This window comes from Streptomyces sp. NBC_01788, from assembly GCF_035917575.1.
Taxonomy (GTDB): domain Bacteria; phylum Actinomycetota; class Actinomycetes; order Streptomycetales; family Streptomycetaceae; genus Streptomyces.
In genome coordinates this window covers 2,190,782-2,205,521 of sequence record NZ_CP109090.1, presented here as the reverse complement: position 1 = coordinate 2,205,521, position 14,740 = coordinate 2,190,782, and the positions used below count along the sequence as shown (strand labels likewise).

General features: G+C 71.3%; 18 protein-coding genes. 10 read left to right on the top strand and 8 right to left on the bottom strand.

Going from position 1 to position 14,740, the window contains the following annotated elements; all coding sequences use genetic code 11:
• Nucleotides 1–20 precede the first annotated feature (20 nt).
• The 3 genes from OIE49_RS10225 (at nt 21) to OIE49_RS10215 (ending at nt 2,121) form a co-directional block, all read left to right on the top strand.
• Nucleotides 21–959, top strand: a complete 939-nt coding sequence (locus OIE49_RS10225; protein WP_326802044.1) for a proteasome assembly chaperone family protein — start codon at nt 21–23, stop codon at nt 957–959.
• A 63-nt stretch (nt 960–1,022) separates the two neighbouring features.
• Nucleotides 1,023–1,691: a dephospho-CoA kinase gene (gene coaE / locus OIE49_RS10220; protein ID WP_326802043.1), complete on the top strand. Its 669-nt coding sequence runs from the start codon at nt 1,023–1,025 to the stop codon at nt 1,689–1,691.
• Nucleotides 1,692–1,758: 67 nt separating this feature from the next.
• Entirely contained in the window at nt 1,759–2,121 is a 363-nt protein-coding gene (locus tag OIE49_RS10215) for a tetratricopeptide repeat protein (protein WP_100569546.1), read from the top strand.
• Nucleotides 2,122–2,192: 71 nt separating this feature from the next.
• Here OIE49_RS10215 and OIE49_RS10210 read toward each other — a convergent pair whose 3' ends face one another.
• Nucleotides 2,193–2,459, bottom strand: a complete 267-nt coding sequence (locus tag OIE49_RS10210; RefSeq protein WP_100569545.1) for a DUF6343 family protein — start codon at nt 2,457–2,459, stop codon at nt 2,193–2,195.
• A gap of 130 nt (nt 2,460–2,589) precedes the next feature.
• Here OIE49_RS10210 and OIE49_RS10205 point away from each other — a divergent pair, with 130 nt between their 5' ends.
• Nucleotides 2,590–3,327 carry a class I SAM-dependent methyltransferase gene (locus OIE49_RS10205; protein ID WP_326802042.1) on the top strand — a complete coding sequence of 246 codons (738 nt, stop codon included), beginning with the start codon at nt 2,590–2,592 and terminating at the stop codon, nt 3,325–3,327.
• A gap of 114 nt (nt 3,328–3,441) precedes the next feature.
• Complete coding sequence (locus tag OIE49_RS10200; protein WP_326802041.1) at nt 3,442–3,888, top strand: DoxX family protein; 447 nt, start codon at nt 3,442–3,444, stop codon at nt 3,886–3,888.
• A gap of 24 nt (nt 3,889–3,912) precedes the next feature.
• Here OIE49_RS10200 and OIE49_RS10195 read toward each other — a convergent pair whose 3' ends face one another.
• A complete protein-coding gene (locus OIE49_RS10195) occupies nt 3,913–4,413 on the bottom strand; it encodes an RNA-binding S4 domain-containing protein (protein ID WP_326802040.1) in 501 nt (166 codons plus the stop codon).
• A 55-nt stretch (nt 4,414–4,468) separates the two neighbouring features.
• On the opposite strand from OIE49_RS10195, the gene OIE49_RS10190 reads away from it, so the two are divergent.
• Both OIE49_RS10190 and pip read left to right on the top strand, forming a co-directional pair.
• Nucleotides 4,469–5,182, top strand: a complete 714-nt coding sequence (locus OIE49_RS10190) for a uracil-DNA glycosylase (RefSeq protein ID WP_326802039.1) — start codon at nt 4,469–4,471, stop codon at nt 5,180–5,182.
• Between the two features lie 60 nt (nt 5,183–5,242).
• A complete protein-coding gene (gene pip, locus OIE49_RS10185; RefSeq protein ID WP_326802038.1) occupies nt 5,243–6,208 on the top strand; it encodes a prolyl aminopeptidase in 966 nt (321 codons plus the stop codon).
• A 20-nt stretch (nt 6,209–6,228) separates the two neighbouring features.
• On the opposite strand, the gene OIE49_RS10180 is transcribed toward pip, so the two are convergent.
• The 4 genes from OIE49_RS10180 to OIE49_RS10165 all read right to left on the bottom strand — a co-directional run bounded on the left by OIE49_RS10180 (nt 6,229) and on the right by OIE49_RS10165 (nt 11,817).
• The gene (locus OIE49_RS10180) at nt 6,229–6,699 is read right to left on the bottom strand and encodes a GNAT family N-acetyltransferase (RefSeq protein ID WP_326802037.1); all 471 of its coding nucleotides are present in this window, start codon (nt 6,697–6,699) and stop codon (nt 6,229–6,231) included.
• A gap of 192 nt (nt 6,700–6,891) precedes the next feature.
• Nucleotides 6,892–9,396, bottom strand: coding sequence for an alkaline phosphatase family protein (locus tag OIE49_RS10175; RefSeq protein WP_326802036.1), 2,505 nt, complete (start codon nt 9,394–9,396; stop codon nt 6,892–6,894).
• Nucleotides 9,318–10,376, bottom strand: a complete 1,059-nt coding sequence (locus OIE49_RS10170) for an ABC transporter ATP-binding protein (protein WP_326802035.1) — start codon at nt 10,374–10,376, stop codon at nt 9,318–9,320. Before OIE49_RS10170 ends, OIE49_RS10175 begins: the two co-directional genes overlap by 79 nt.
• 202 nt (nt 10,377–10,578) lie before the next feature.
• A complete protein-coding gene (locus OIE49_RS10165; RefSeq protein WP_326802034.1) occupies nt 10,579–11,817 on the bottom strand; it encodes an MFS transporter in 1,239 nt (412 codons plus the stop codon).
• Nucleotides 11,818–12,007: 190 nt separating this feature from the next.
• On the opposite strand from OIE49_RS10165, the gene OIE49_RS10160 reads away from it, so the two are divergent.
• Nucleotides 12,008–12,193 carry a hypothetical protein gene (locus OIE49_RS10160; RefSeq protein ID WP_159024888.1) on the top strand — a complete coding sequence of 62 codons (186 nt, stop codon included), beginning with the start codon at nt 12,008–12,010 and terminating at the stop codon, nt 12,191–12,193.
• A gap of 30 nt (nt 12,194–12,223) precedes the next feature.
• Here the strand turns inward: OIE49_RS10160 and OIE49_RS10155 are convergent, their stop codons facing one another.
• Complete coding sequence (locus tag OIE49_RS10155; protein ID WP_326802033.1) at nt 12,224–12,676, bottom strand: hypothetical protein; 453 nt, start codon at nt 12,674–12,676, stop codon at nt 12,224–12,226.
• Complete coding sequence (locus tag OIE49_RS10150) at nt 12,667–13,296, bottom strand: ATP-binding protein (protein WP_326802032.1); 630 nt, start codon at nt 13,294–13,296, stop codon at nt 12,667–12,669. Before OIE49_RS10150 ends, OIE49_RS10155 begins: the two co-directional genes overlap by 10 nt.
• A 257-nt stretch (nt 13,297–13,553) precedes the next feature.
• On the opposite strand from OIE49_RS10150, the gene OIE49_RS10145 reads away from it, so the two are divergent.
• Both OIE49_RS10145 and OIE49_RS10140 read left to right on the top strand, forming a co-directional pair.
• The gene (locus tag OIE49_RS10145) at nt 13,554–14,414 is read left to right on the top strand and encodes a helix-turn-helix domain-containing protein (protein WP_326802031.1); all 861 of its coding nucleotides are present in this window, start codon (nt 13,554–13,556) and stop codon (nt 14,412–14,414) included.
• Nucleotides 14,415–14,687, top strand: coding sequence for a DUF397 domain-containing protein (locus OIE49_RS10140; RefSeq protein ID WP_326802030.1), 273 nt, complete (start codon nt 14,415–14,417; stop codon nt 14,685–14,687).
• Nucleotides 14,688–14,740 lie beyond the last annotated feature (53 nt).

Genomic DNA, 14,740 nt, shown 5'->3' with positions numbered 1-14,740 from the left:
CGAGGAGGGGCGGTCACACAGTGCTTGATCCGCAGGGTTTGTACGCATGGGAGCCGAAGGGTCTGGCCGTCGTCGACATGGCGCTCGCCCAGGAGTCGGCCGGCCTTGTCCTGCTCTATCACTTCGACGGATACATCGACGCGGGGGAGACCGGCGACCAGATCGTGGAGCGGCTGCTGGACACGCAGCCCCACCAGGTCGTGGCGCGCTTCGACCACGACCGGCTCGTGGACTACCGGGCCCGCCGCCCGCTGCTCACGTTCCAGCGGGACCGCTGGAGCGACTACGAGGTGCCGGGCATCGAGGTGCGTCTCGTCCAGGACGCCACCGGCGCGCCGTTCCTGCTGCTCTCCGGGCCCGAGCCCGACGTGGAGTGGGAGCGTTTCGCGGCTGCCGTAGGGCAGATCGTCGAGCGCCTCGGCGTACGCCTGTCGGTGAACTTCCACGGCATCCCCATGGGCGTTCCGCACACCCGCCCGGTGGGCCTGACCCCGCACGGCAACCGCAGTGACCTGGTACCGGGCCACCGCAGCCCCTTCGAGGAGGCGCAGGTGCCGGGCAGCGCGGAGGCGCTGCTGGAGTACCGCCTGATGCAGGCCGAGCACGACGTGCTGGGGGTGGCCACGCATGTGCCGCACTACATCGCGCGCTCCCCGTACCCGGACGCGGCGCTGACGGCCCTGGAGGCCATCACCTCGGCCACCGGGCTCGTCCTGCCGGGCATCGCCCACTCCCTGCGCAACGAGGCCCACCGCACCCAGACCGAGATCGACCGGCAGATTCGCGAGGGCGACGAGGAACTCACCGCCCTCGTCCAGGGCCTCGAGCACCAGTACGACGCCGCAGCCGGCGCGGAGACCCGGGGCAACATGCTCGCCGAGCCCGTCGATATCCCGTCGGCGGACGAGATCGGCCGCGAGTTCGAACGCTTCCTGGCGGAGCGGGAGGGCGAGAACTGACGAGGTGGAGGTGCCGCCCGCCCGCCGGGCGGGCCGCCGGAGCCAGGGCCTAAGCTGCCGCTCATGCTGAAAGTGGGCCTCACCGGGGGCATCGGTGCCGGTAAGAGCGAGGTGTCACGGCTGCTCGAGGAATGCGGGGCCGTGCTGATCGACGCAGATCGCATCGCGCGCGAGGTCGTCGCTCCGGGCACGCCCGGCCTCGCGGCGGTGGTCGACGCCTTCGGTCCGGAGGTGCTGGCCGAGGACGGGAGTCTGGACCGGCCCAGGCTGGGTTCCATCGTCTTCGCCGACTCCGCGAAGCTGGCCGTCCTGAACTCGATCGTGCACCCCCTGGTGGGCGCTCGCTCCCGCGAACTGGAGCAGGCGGCCGCCGAGGACTCCGTCGTGGTCCACGACGTCCCCCTCCTCACGGAGAACGGCCTTGCCCCGCTCTACGACCTCGTGATCGTCGTGGACGCGAGCCCGGCGACCCAGCTCGACCGGCTCCTGCGGCTGCGCGGGATGACCGAGGAGGACGCACGCGCGCGTATGGCCGCGCAGGCGACCCGGGAGAAGCGCCTGGAGATCGCGGACATCGTCATCGACAACGACGTGCCGTTGGACCGCCTCGAGCGGCGGGTACGGGAGGTGTGGGCGGAGCTGGTCCGCACGGAGCCGGTCCGCAGGGCGCACGGGCCTCGTCGGCCGCATGAGCACCAGGGGCCCCAGGAGCAGCAGGGCCCGCAGGCATAGGGGGCTCCGGGAACAGGGCTGCCCGGCCCGGGGCGTTGAACCACTGTGGCATGGGAAGGAAGCAGTCGTGCCCGAACGTACTCCGGAGACCGACATCATCGACTATCGCGCCGCGGAGAAGCTGCTCGCCGCGCGGGATCCGCGGGGCGCGGTGAAACTGCTCGACCGGGTCATAGGCGCCCACCCGGAGAACACCTCGGCCCGGCTGCTGCGCGCCCGTGCCTTCTTCGCGGCGGCCCAGCTCCGGCCCGCGGAGCTGGAGTTCACCATCGTGCTGGAGCGCGAACCGGACAACGCGTACGCGCACTTCGCGCTCGCCCGCACCTACGAGCGGCAGGGCCGACCCGACGAGGCCAGGCGTCACTTCCGGCTGGCCGCCGCGCTGGACCCGAACCCGGAGTACCTGCAACGGGCCAAGTTCGACTCCTGACGCCCGCGGACCGTCCCGGGCACTCTCGCCGGCGTCCGGGGCAGCTTCGCCGACGGCTACCGTCGCCCCTGCTACCGTCGCCGGTCGTCCGGAGGCCAGTACGGCGGCACGTCCCGCCCCGGCTGGTAGTGCGGACCCTGCCGCAGATGCCGGACGACCAGCATGAAGTCGACGGCCATCACCAGCCACAGCACGCCGCAGGCCGCTGCCCACCCGGGCCGTCCGACCAGCACGAACACCACTGTGCCGAAGCCCGCCCAGACCAGTCCCCACACGCACAGCCAGAACCGTGCCCGCAGGGCACTGCGCGCGGTGGTGGGTTCACTGCCTGTACGCATCGCCGATCACCATTCCTCCTTGAAACGTACTCTCGCCCGGCCCGCACACCAAAGGAGGGCCGGCCTCACTCGAGCGGGTGAACCACGTCGGGAGGGGAACGGCAGTGCGGGGACGGGCCGTTGTCCGGGCATGGAGCTGAGAATGCGCGAGGGGTATCAGGGGACGGGACCGGGAGCGATCACGCCGGACGGCTGCGCGGTGGAGCTGTACGCGCGACTGTCCGTGGGGAGCGAGCCGGACATCATCGCCGCGGCCGTGCCCGCGGGAGCGCACATCCTGGAGCTGGGGTGCGGTGTGGGCCGCGTGACCCATCCACTGCTGGAGCGCGGCTTCACCGTCACGGCGGTGGACGAGTCACCGGAGATGCTGGAGCGGGTGCACGGGGCGCGGACCATATGCAGCCCGATCGAGCAGCTGGAGACGGGGGAGACCTTCGACGCGGTGATACTCGCGTCGTTCCTGGTGCACACGGGCGACCCCGAGGTACGGCGAGGACTGCTGCGCACCTGCGCGCGGCACGTGGCGGAGGACGGCTGCGTACTGATCCAGCGGGAAGGCGGCGACTACCACGTCAATCTGCCGCGCGAGCGAAGCGACACATGGGTCCCCCCGGCCGAAGGCGGGGAGAGGGTGGACCCGGTGGCCTTCACGGTGCGGATCCTGTCGGCGGAGCCGGTCGGGGACGGGGTGAACGCGGTGCGCGCGGAGTACGTCTTCCCGGACGCGACCTGGACCCAGACCTTCCGCTCCCGGCCGCTGACCAGCGAGCAGTTCGAGGAGGCGCTGGGGGAGGCGGGTCTGAGGGTGGACAGGTATCTGACCGAGGACGGGACATGGGCGCGGGCGGTACCGGACAAGCGTCTTTGACGGAGCCCGGACAGCGATGAGTTCGGGAGCGCGGACCGGTCTGTCTCTGTGCAAGCACGACGGCCCTCAAGCACCACAACGGTCGTTCCTCATCGCCACACACAGGAGACCCGTATGTCCGTGTCCGAACGCACCGCGCCCACCGCACCCACCACGTCGCCGGCGTCCGCCTCCGGCCGCCGCGCCGCTCGTATCGCACTGCGCTCCGTACAGGTGCTGCTCGCGCTGTTCTTCGTGTTCGCCGGCGCGTTGCCCAAGCTCATCGCGCACCCGACGGCGGTCGAGAGCTTCGACCGGATGGGCTGGGGCAGCGCGGGCATGTACGGCATCGGGGTGCTGGAGCTGGCCGGAGGTGTGGCGCTGCTGATTCCAGTGCTTCAGTCGGCGTCGGCGATGGCGCTGAGCGCGCTGATGGTAGGAGCCTTCATCGTGCAGCTCACCGCCTTCGACGGGCAGAACGCGGCGACCCCGGTCGTTCTGATCGTGCCGCTGGCGGTCATCGCCTGGGCGCGGCGGGACCACAACGCTCGGTTGCTGCGGCTGGTGCGGCGGCAACCGTGACGGACGTGACCGCCCGGACCGGTGTCACCGCTCCTTGGGACGGCCCGCCGGTCCGTCACCGAAGCCGCCCGGCCCGCCCAGGTCCCGCAGGCGCTCCAGCTCGCGGCGGTCGCGCTTGGTGGGGCGGCCCGTGCCGCGGTCGCGGATGCCGATCGGGGCGACGGCCTCGCGGGGCGGGGGCGGTGGGGAGTTGTCGACGTAGCACTGGACGGCGACGGGGGCGCCCACGCGCTTGCGGATCAGCCGCTTGACGACGACGATCCGCTCGCGGCCCTCGTGCCGCAGCCGCACCTCGTCGCCGACGCGCACCGAGTAGGCGGGCTTCACGCGCTCCCCGTTCACCCGGACATGCCCGCCCCGGCACGCGGTGGCGCCGATGGAGCGGGTCTTGACCAGCCGGACGGCCCAGATCCAGCTGTCGATCCGTACGTTCTCCCCGCTCGCCGGGCCGGCCGCCTCGGCGGCGGCGACAGCGGCGGTCGTCTTCGGATCCACGCCTTGGTCCTGGTCGTCCTGCGAAGCCATGCATCCGACCTTAGCGGCCCGACGGCTTCGACCCGGAGGTAATTACCGTGGAGCCATGGACGAGAGCAGCAGCCTCGCCGCCCTCGACGGGCGGATCGCCGACTGCCGGGCCTGCCCGCGGCTGGTCGCCTGGCGGGAGGAGGTGGCGCGCACCAAGCGGGCCGCGTTCGCCGACTGGACGTACTGGGGCCGCCCGGTGCCGGGATTCGGACCGGCGGACGCCCGTCTGCTGATCGTCGGACTCGCCCCGGCGGCACACGGCGGCAACCGCACCGGCCGCATGTTCACCGGCGACCGCTCCGGCGACGTGCTGTACGAGGCCCTGTACGAGCTGGGGCTGGCCTCCCAGCCCACCTCCACCTCCGCCGACGACGGCCTGGAACTGTACGGGGTACGTGTCTCCTCCCCCGTGCACTGCGCACCACCCGCCAACAAGCCCACCCCCGGCGAACGGGACACCTGCCGTCCCTGGCTGGTCCAGGAACTCACCCTGCTGCGCCCCACCCTCCGCGCGGTGGTCGTCCTGGGCGCCTTCGGCTGGCAGGCCGCCCTCCCGGCCTTCGCCGAAGCCGGCTGGCCCGTCCCCCGCCCCCGCCCGCCGTTCGCCCACGGCGCCCGGATGTCCCTCGACGGCCTCGACCTCTTCGCCTGCTTCCACGTCAGCCAACGCAACACCTTCACCGGCAGACTCACCCCCGCCATGCTCCGAGACGTGCTGCGGACGGCGGCCCGAACGGCGGGGCTGCCAGTGAGGCTGCCGACGGAGTAGCCCGCGGTCACCCGGAGAAAGGAGACGACGCGGACGCCGTACACCCGTTACGGTGCCCCGATGAGCCTGTACCCGGAGATCGAACCGTACGACCAGGGCATGCTCGACGTCGGCGACGGCAACCGCGTGTACTGGGAGGTCTGCGGCAACCCCCGCGGCAAGCCGGCGGTGATGCTGCACGGCGGGCCGGGCTCCGGATGCACGCCGGGCCTCCGGCGCTACTGCGACCCCTCCGCGTACCGGATCGTGCTGCTCGACCAGCGCGGCTGCGGCCGTTCCACGCCGCACGCGAGCGTGTACGGCACCGACATGAGCGTCAACACGACAGCGCACCAGATGGCCGACCTGGAACTGCTGCGGCGCCACCTGGGCATCGAGCGGTGGCTGGTGTGGGGCGGCTCGTGGGGCTCGGTGCTGGCGCTGCGTTACGCGCAGACGCATCCCGGTGTGGTCTCCGAGCTGGTGCTGACGGGGATCGCGACCGGTTCCAACCCGGAGGTGGCCCTGCTGACCCACGGCCTGGGGAGGATCTTCCCCGAGGCCTTCGAGCGGTTCCTCGCCGAGCTGCCCGAGGCGGACCGCACCGGAAACCTCGCGGCCGCCTGCAACCGGCTGATCGAGTCGCCCGACCCGGCCGTGCGCGAGCGGGCCGCGCGGGCCTGGACCGACTGGGAGACGGCGATCATCCCCGCCCCGCCCAGGTCCGTCGAACGCTACGAGGACCCCGCGTTCCGCATGGGATTCGCGCGTACGGTCACGCACTACTTCGGCAACGACCACTTCCTCGGCGAGGGCAACGACGAGGGAGTGGTACTGGGCGACGCCCGCAGGCTCAGGGGCATTCCCGGCACCCTCGTCCAGGGCAGCCTCGACTTCGGTAATCTCCTCGGCACCCCCTGGCGCCTCCACCGGGCCTGGCCGGACAGCGAGTTGATCGTCGTGGCCGAGGCCGGGCACGACTCGGGAGCGCCGGGCGCGGTGGACGCCTTGGTGGCGGCGACGGACAAGTACGCCCGGTCGCGGTAGCTAGGCGCCCCGGCCCGGTCTCAGGGCTTCCACACGTACCGCACGTCCGGTTCCCGTTCCTCGTTCCCGCTGCCGTCGGTACATTCGGCGGCCACGAAGCCGTGGCGCTCGTAGAAGCGGTGGGCGGGCCGGTTGACCTGGAACGTCCGCAGGGAAAGGCCCCGCGGCCTGCGTTCCTTGGCGAGGGCGACGAAGCGGCCGCCGAGGCCGTTCCCGCGCCGGTCCGGGGCGAGGTACAACTGCTCCAGCACGTCGTCGCCGAGCACCATCAGGCCCACGACGCCGGCGTCACCGCCCGCGTCGGCGACCCAGGTCTCCTGGCGGGGCACCACGACATCACGGAACCAGGCACGCACCGCGTCGTCGGAGTGCGGCCGGACGACACTCGGCAGCGCGGCGGCGAAGGACCGCAGCCAGACATCGGCGACGGCCAGGGCATCCGTGTCACGCGCCCGGCGCAGAGCGACGGTGCTCTCAGCGCTCGTGTACACGGGCGGCGGAACAACACCGGGAGCTGTGGCGACGCGTCGGATCATGTGAGTCCCTTGGACGGACGGGGCCGGGCGACTTCTCCATCCTCCACGCGTGTCCCCGATGTCGCAGCCGAATTTCACGGCCCGGCCCCGCCCGGCGCCGCCCGCCCATGCCGCCCCGCTGACGGCGCAGCCGTCTGCCGTCAGCCGTCAGCCGTCGGACTCCGGTGACGGGATGTAGGCGCCGGGCACGTCGTCCGGTGCGAAGACCTTCTTCTCACCGGGGTACGGCGTCTTCCACCCGTGCGTCTCGTACCACGTGAAGTGGTTCATCTGAGCCGGGTTGGCGAAGTCGGGCCTGGCGTCGGGCCCGGTCAGACGCTGCTTCGACTTCCAGGCGTCCCACCTCGCCGCGACCGCCCGCTTGTCCGCCGGAACCGTCACCGACGGCGCGGCGGCCGCACGCGGGTTCTGCGGCGCCGGGGTGTCCACCCCACAGGCGGGCGGGGTCTTCAGGCCGTCCGTCAGCGGGACCCGGTTGGGCACGGCCGTGAACGGCGTGAGGTCCGGCTTCTGCGTGAACGCCCCGGTCATCGGGCTGGCCGCGCTGTCCTTCTGGTTCATCGGGTGGATCCCGAGGATCTGCTCGATGGTGCGGACCATCGTGATCTGCGAGTAGTAGCGACTGTCGACGACTCCGTGCCGGGCCCAGGGGCTTACGATCTGGATCGGGGCCCGGTGGCCGTCGACGTGGTCGAGGCCGGCCTGGGAGTCGTCCTCGACGACGAAGATCGCCGAGTCCTTCCAGTACGGGCTGTGCGAGATCCTGTCGATGATCGTGCCGGTGGCGAGGTCGTTGTCCGCGACCTGGGCGGACGCGTTCGCCGGTCCGCCGGTGTGGTCGCTGGAGAGCCAGAACGTGTTCAGGTTCGCCGGCCCGTTCTTCTCGAAGTCACGCTTCCAGATCTCGTACCGGTAGAGGTCCGGGACACTGAGGTCGTACTTCGGGAAGCCGTGCACCGACACGTCGTTGAGCGACGGTATCGGCGAGGACGAGTGCAGGGTGTAGGCGGTGTCCTGCCCGGTCGCGTCCATGTTCCTGGCGTCGCAGTACAGGTTCTGCCAGGTGGCGTCCGCCGGCTTGGTCAGGAACTGCTGGAACTCGCCGAAGTTCCGCACGGACTTGCCCGCGGCCTGCGCGCCGGTCCAGAGGAAGCCGCTGCGCTGGTGGCCGAGGGCGTCGTCCTCGGTGTCGTAACTGCGCGCGTACTCACCGGCGGAGGACTCCGTGTACTCCGGGTTGTCCGCCTGCATCAGCCAGTTGTGGCCCTCGGCGGAGTTGGTGCCGATGTCGTACGTGTTGTCGTACAGTCCGAACTGCTTCGCCAGCGCGTGCTGGTTCGGCGTCACGTTCTCGCCGAACTGCGCGAGGGCCGGGTCGCCGTTGCCCTGCGGAAGGTCACCGAAGACCTGGTCGTAGGTCCGGTTCTCCTTGACGATCAGGAACACGTGCTTGATCGTCGAGGGGTCGCCGATCCGGTCCGGGACCGGCACGGCCTTCGCCTTGCCGCCGCCGTTGCCCCGGGTCAGCTCGACCGAGCCGCTTGTCCAGCCGTTCTGCCGGAACACCTTCCTGGTCCAGGACTTGATGACGTGGTCGTTCGGCAGCCTGAACCGCTGGAGGCTCGACGTCGTGTCGTGGGTGCCGTGCCCGGCCGCGGTGGTGGGGCGGCGGGCGTCGATGCCACGGGTGTTGGAGACCACCACCTCGTTGCCGACGGTGGCGATCTCGGAGGGGAAGTAGTCCGTCGGGAGCAGGCCGACGTAGCTGACCGGCTCCTGCGGGGTCGTGTACCGGTAGACGGCGACCGCGTTGGCGCGGCCGAGCGTCACCAGCAGATGGCCGTCATCGGTGAGCGTCACCGCGTCGGGCTCGTAGCCCACCGACGCCTCCGGCCACGGCCGGGTGGCGATGGTCTGCGCGACCTTGCCGCGGGCGGTGTCGATGACCGACACGTCGTTGGTGGCGGTGTTGGTGACGAACACCGCACCCTTCCCGGCGTACAGGGCGGTCGGGTGCAGACCGACGTCGATGCTTCCGGCGGCGGAGTCGGGGCGCGCCAGGTCGATGACGCTGACCGTGCCGGTGGTGGTGGCCGCGGTCACCGGGTCGGCCGGCACCGGGGTGCCGTACGAGTTGATCGTGGTGTCACCGGGCTTCGCCGGACGCCCGCCCTCGTTGCCGACGTACAGCTTGTCGCCGACCCTGACGATGCCCCGGGGCGCGTTGCCCACGGCCCAGCTGCGCCGGACGGCGCCGGTCGCCGCGTCGATGGCGACCACCCGGTTCTGGCCGTTGACCGCGGAGTACACGGTGGAGCCGTCGGGCGAGAACACCGCCGCCGCCACCAGCGCGTGCTTGGACCCGTCCGCCGGGATCCCGATGAACGTCGGGTCCGCGACACTGCCGTCCGGCCGCACCGTGAACCTGGTGTAGCCGTCGGTCTGGCCCAGCCACAGCTGCGAGCCGTCGGGCGAGTACGCGGGGCCTTCCTGGCCCACGTCGTTGCCGCTGATGCGCAGGTCCGCCGAGGCGCTGTTGCCGACGAGCTGCTGCACCTTCCAGTTCTTCAGGTTCACGATGGACAGCGCCATCCCGCCGTCGGTGACCGAGGCCGCGAGGTGGGTGCCGTCCGGGCTGACCGAGGACGACATGATCTTGCCGTTGTCGATGACGAGGCGGTCGCCGTACGGGGCGGGCTGTCCTCCCGCTGCTCGGTGAGGGCGAGGAACGCGGCCTCCAACGGCGATACCACGGGGGCGAGTTCACGCAACGCGATGCCCGCGCCCACGAGCCGCACCACCAGTTCGTCGAGAGCGGGCACCGGCGCGCGTACGACGAGCGTCCCGGCTCCGTGCCGTGCCACGGCGTCGTCGACGACGCGGATCCCGGGCGTGCCGTCGGCCAGTCTGCGGGCGGCCCGCGGATCGGAGGTGAGCAGCCGGTAGTCGAGTTCAGGTTTCTCGGCGGCCAGCTTGCTCAACGGACCGGAGAAGACGACCCGTCCGGTGGCCAGGATGGTGACCTCGGAGCAGAGTGCCTCCAGGTCCTCCATGCGGTGGCTCGACAGCACGACGCAGGTACCGACCGCCGCGAGCCGGGTGAGGACGCCGTGCACGTGCCTCTTGCCGGCCGGGTCGAGGCCGTTGGCGGGCTCGTCGAGCACGAGCAGCCGGGGTGGGATGAGCAGGGCCGCCGCGAGTCCCAGCCGTTGACGCATCCCGAGGGAGAAGCCCCGGGCCGGGTCGTCGGCGACATCGGTGAGGCCGACCTCGCCGAGCACGTCGTCGATCCCCGCCGTCCGCGCGCCGAGGCCGCGCAGTGCGGCCAGCGCGGCGAGGTTCTGCCGGGCGGTGAGCGAGGGGTAGAGCCCGGGCCCGTCCACGAACCCGGCGACACCGTCGGGAGCGGCGAGCGCCCGCCCGACGGGCGTCCCCAGGATCTCGAGGGAGCCGCTGTCGGCGACGGCCAGCCCCAGCAGGAGCCCGAGCAGTGTCGTCTTCCCGGCGCCGTTCGGTCCGGCCAAGCCGTGGATCTTTCCCCGCTCCACGGTCAGGTCGACGCCGTCGAGCGCGACGACATCGCCGAAACACTTGGTCGTCCCGCGCGCCCGGATCGCGAGGAGTGTGTCCATGAGTCCCTTCCTTCGCAGCCCTCAAGGACCGTAGGGACGGTGGCTCGACGCGCGCAGGACCGGCGAGTTGAACGCTCATGGAACGAAAGGAAGGTCGTGCTCACGACAACTACACGCCAAGTCGTGGCATACGGAGCCGGCTTGGGGCCTCTACGGCGGTACGGGCGAGTGGCTCAGGTCCGCATCGCGAACAGCGGCGGTCTCACTGTTCGACTCGCACGAGGCGGTTGACGCGGTACACGTCCGGGACGCAGAGGTTGAGGAGGGTGGCCGCGGCGATCAGGCCGCCGCACGCCAGGAGCACGCCCTGGGTGTCCCACGAGCGGGCCGCGAGGGCGGTGATGAGGTAGCCGAGGGGGATGGCGAGGCGTTCCCCGATGCCGTTGAACGCGCTCATGCGGCCCTGTTCGGTCTGGGGCACGTGCTGTTGGAACGCGGTGGTCCAGGCGACGATCGCGATGTCGAGCCCGATCCCTGCCAGCGAAGCGCTCGACAGGACCAAAAGCAGCGGCGAGCCGCAGGCCATGGCGGTCAGGGGGAGCGCGAGGGCCCCGCCGGCCGCGACCGCGACGGTGAGCAGTCGGTACGGCTTCCAGCGCAGGCACACGAGGGTTCCCGCCAGCAGGCCGGAGGCGAAGGCCGCCTGGATCAGGCCCCAGTCGCGTGCCCCCGCGTACCGCTGAGCGGCGACGAGCGGGCCGAGGAGCTGGAAGCCCGCCAGCCATGCCGCGACGAGGACGGTCCCGGCAGCCGTGTAGGTCCACAGCCAGGTCCGCGACCAGAAGCCGCTCCAGCCCGCACGCAGGTCCACCAGGACGCCGGCGGCCCTGGTGAGCGGGGCGTCCAGACGCAGACCGAGAAGGAGGACGGCCGCGGCGGCGAACGTGAACGAGTCCCACGCCAGGGCCCACGCCGCGCCACTGGCCGCGACGATCAGCCCGCCGGCGACCGGCCCCAGCACCTTGACCGCGTTGCTCGGCAGTCTGAGCAGCGCGTTGGCCTGCTGCAGGTGCTCCGCGGGCACGATCTGGGCGACGGCACCCTGCGTGGCGGGCACGGTGAAGGACGCCGCGGTTCCCGAGACGAAGCCGCAGGCCGCGATCGACGCGGTCGTCGCATGTCCGGTGGCCACGGTGACGGCCAGCGCACCCTGCGCGCCCGCCGCCAGCAGATTGCCCAGGAAGAGGATCCTGCTTCGGGACAGGCGGTCCGCGAAGACGCCGCCCGCGAGGAGGAACACGATCGTGGGGACGGTGTTCGTGGCGAGGACCAGGCCGAGAGACCCTGCTCCGCCGCCCTGCTCGATGACCGAGTAGGCCAGTGCGAGCGGGGCCATCGCGGACCCGGTCGCCGAGATGAGGTTCGCCAGTACGTACCGCCGGAAGGCTGCGAGCCTCAGCGGCGTGCGGACGATCGTCGTCGACTCGGGGGCGGTCTTCATGATCTCCCTGAACACGGGCTGTGCGCGGATCGACGCGGATGGTGCTGATGCTGCCCGGAAATGTGAGGCGCGACGCACCTTCGGCGGTGAACTGGTGTCACGTACGTCTCAGTAGGGGCATCAGGAGAGGCGTTCGCCCCCTCCTTGGCGGTTAAATCTGGACGTACAACATTGAACGTGGAGGTGCAGCGTGAACGGGCGAACGGTGCTCGAGCGCTTTCCCGCCGGCGGTCCCCGCGGGTCGTGGCCGGCGGAGGAGTTCGCGCATGCGCGACGTCTGGAGGGCTTGCCCGCCGAGGTTGTCATGGACCTCGCGACCGACACGTTCCTGGTGATCGTCCGGGGCGGAGAGGCGGGCGGTGACGCCACGGCGTGAGCCGCCGGCTTTCGCGCCTCTCCGGCTTCCTTACGCGCTGACCGTGCTGGACCAGGCCGGGGTCGTCCCCGTGATCCGGCACAGGGCCAGATAGAGAGGGATCGGCGGGGTGTAGGGGATCGTGCCCGCCGGGCGGTGGACGAGCGTGGGCGCCGTCGGTGAGGCGGGCAACGTCGCGCCCGGGGAGTAGTGGGCCGGAGCGGGCCAGCGCAGGGCGTAGTCGGAGTCCGCGGGGACGATCCACCACCAGTGCGCGCGATCCGCGTAGACGCAGCCCACGCGGGGAAGCCGGGGCATCAGCTGCGGACCGAGGTGGGCGGGGACCGCGACCGCGTCGCAGCCCAGGGGGGCGGTCATGCCCTCGGGCGGGGACAGTCGCCGGGGTGTGCCGTGGGTGCGCAGGCGGCGGCCCAGGTGTACGAGCGTGTCCAGGTTGAGCGACTGGCCGGTGCCGCCCAAGGCGCCGGCGCCGGTCACAGCCATGCGGTCCCCGTTTCGTGATGTGCCTGCCGGTGGGTCTGCCGCTGCGCCTGGCCGTGCACCTGCGGGCCGTTCTTGTCGCCGCTGTCGCGGGCCGGGACCGGCTTCGGCCGGGCGCCCCAGCCCAGGTCGCTCCGGGCGGGGGCGGTGCGGCGCGGCAGTTCCGCCCACACCACCAGGCCGGTGCCCTGCTCCTGGGCCCCCCAGGCCAGGCACATGGCGTCGACGAGGAGCAGTCCCCTCCCGTGTTCCTCCTCGGGCTGCCGCGGCGACGGCTGGGGCTCGCCCGGCGCGCACCCTTCGTCCCGTACGGCTATGCGCACCCGATCGTCCCCGTCGTGCAGCTCGCACACGATCTGCCTGCTGGCGGTGTGCACGATGGCGTTGGTGACCAGCTCCGAGACGACGAGGGCGGCCGCGTCGCAGGTGTCCTCGCACACGGACCAGCCGGTCAGCCGGGTCCGGGTCAGGCGTCTGGCCTGCGCGGGGGAGCCGGGGTGCGCGGCCAGCTCGAAACGGAACCGACGCTCGGCAACGTCCCCGCCGGGGCCCGCGCTCGTACTCGCGCCGCGGCTCGGCGAGCTCGCGGCGGCGTCTGTTCCTAAGGGCGGAGACGGAATCACGCTTGCCACTATCGCCCCGCCGTGAACACTTGGCAAGTGGCACTCTGAAAGTTGCAGAGTGTTGGAGTCACGCTGAGGGGCCATGGCACACTGCTCGCAACAGCACGTCGAACGGCGCCAGTTGAGACCGCCGGGCCCCGGGATTTTCGAACGGGCTTACGCGCGGTTGCCGTGGGTCGTGCGGGATTCATGACGGGAACCTCCGGAATCCTCACGTCCGTCCGTACAGTTCGCTCCTGGGTCAGTGGAGGTGGAGTGTGAGTGAGCCTCGGTCCGCGCCGACCGTCGGGCAGGTCGTGCTCGGCCGGCGCCTGTGGGACCTGCGGGAGAGCGCGGGGCTCAAGCGTGAGGAAGCCGCTCGCATCCTGCACGTGGCGCCCGCCACCGTACGCCGTATGGAGATGGCGGAGGTCGCCCTCAAGATCCCGTACCTCCAGCTGCTGCTGAAGGCCTACGGCGTCTCCGACGAGGAGGCCGAGGCCTTCACGCGGCTGGCCGAGGAGGCCAACCAGCCGGGCTGGTGGCAGCGGTTCCACGACATCCTGCCGGGCTGGTTCTCGATGTACGTCAGCCTGGAGGGCGCCGCCGCGCTCATCCGGTCCTACGAGCCGCACTTCGTCCCCGGACTGCTCCAGACCGAGGACTACGCGCGCGGGGTGCTCAAATCCGGCGCCGTCGGTCAGACCAGCCCCGAGGACATAGAGCGCCACGTCGCGCTGCGCATGCAACGCCAGGACCTGCTCACCCGCCCGGACGCCCCCAGGTTCTGGGTGGTGATGGACGAGACCGCGCTGCGCCGCCAGGTCGGCGGCCCCGAGGTGATGCGTGCCCAGATCGACAGGTTGCTGGAGGCCGCGCGGCTGCCCAACGTGACGTTGCAGGTCGCCCCGTTCTCCGCGGGGCCGCACGCCGGCACGTACGGCCCCTTCGTGCTGTTCCGATTCGCCATGCCCGAACTGCCGGACATGGTTTACAGCGAGTACCTGACCGGCGCGGTCTACCTGGACGCGCGTCAGGAGGTGGCGAGCCATCTCGAGGTCATGGACCGCATGGCGGCGCAGGCCGCTACTGCACATCGCACGAAGGAGATCCTCCGGGATTTCCGCAAGGAGCTGTGAATGGAACGCATCACGTACCAGCCCAAGCCGCGGCTGCGCGGCGGCATCTACAACGGCATGCCCGCCCGCGAACTCGGCAGCGAGGGCTGGCACAAGCCGTGGAGCGGAGGCAACGGAGGCAACTGCCTGGAGGCCATGAAGCTGGACGACGGCCGGATCGCGGTCCGTCAGTCGACCGACCCGGACGGACCGGCGCTGATCTACACGACCGACGAGATGACGGCGTTCATCAAGGGCGCGAAGGCGGGAGAGGCGGACTTCCTGCTGGCCTGAACGACCCCTGTCTGTTGACTGTCTCAACTCCCTAATCTTGGTAACGACTTGAT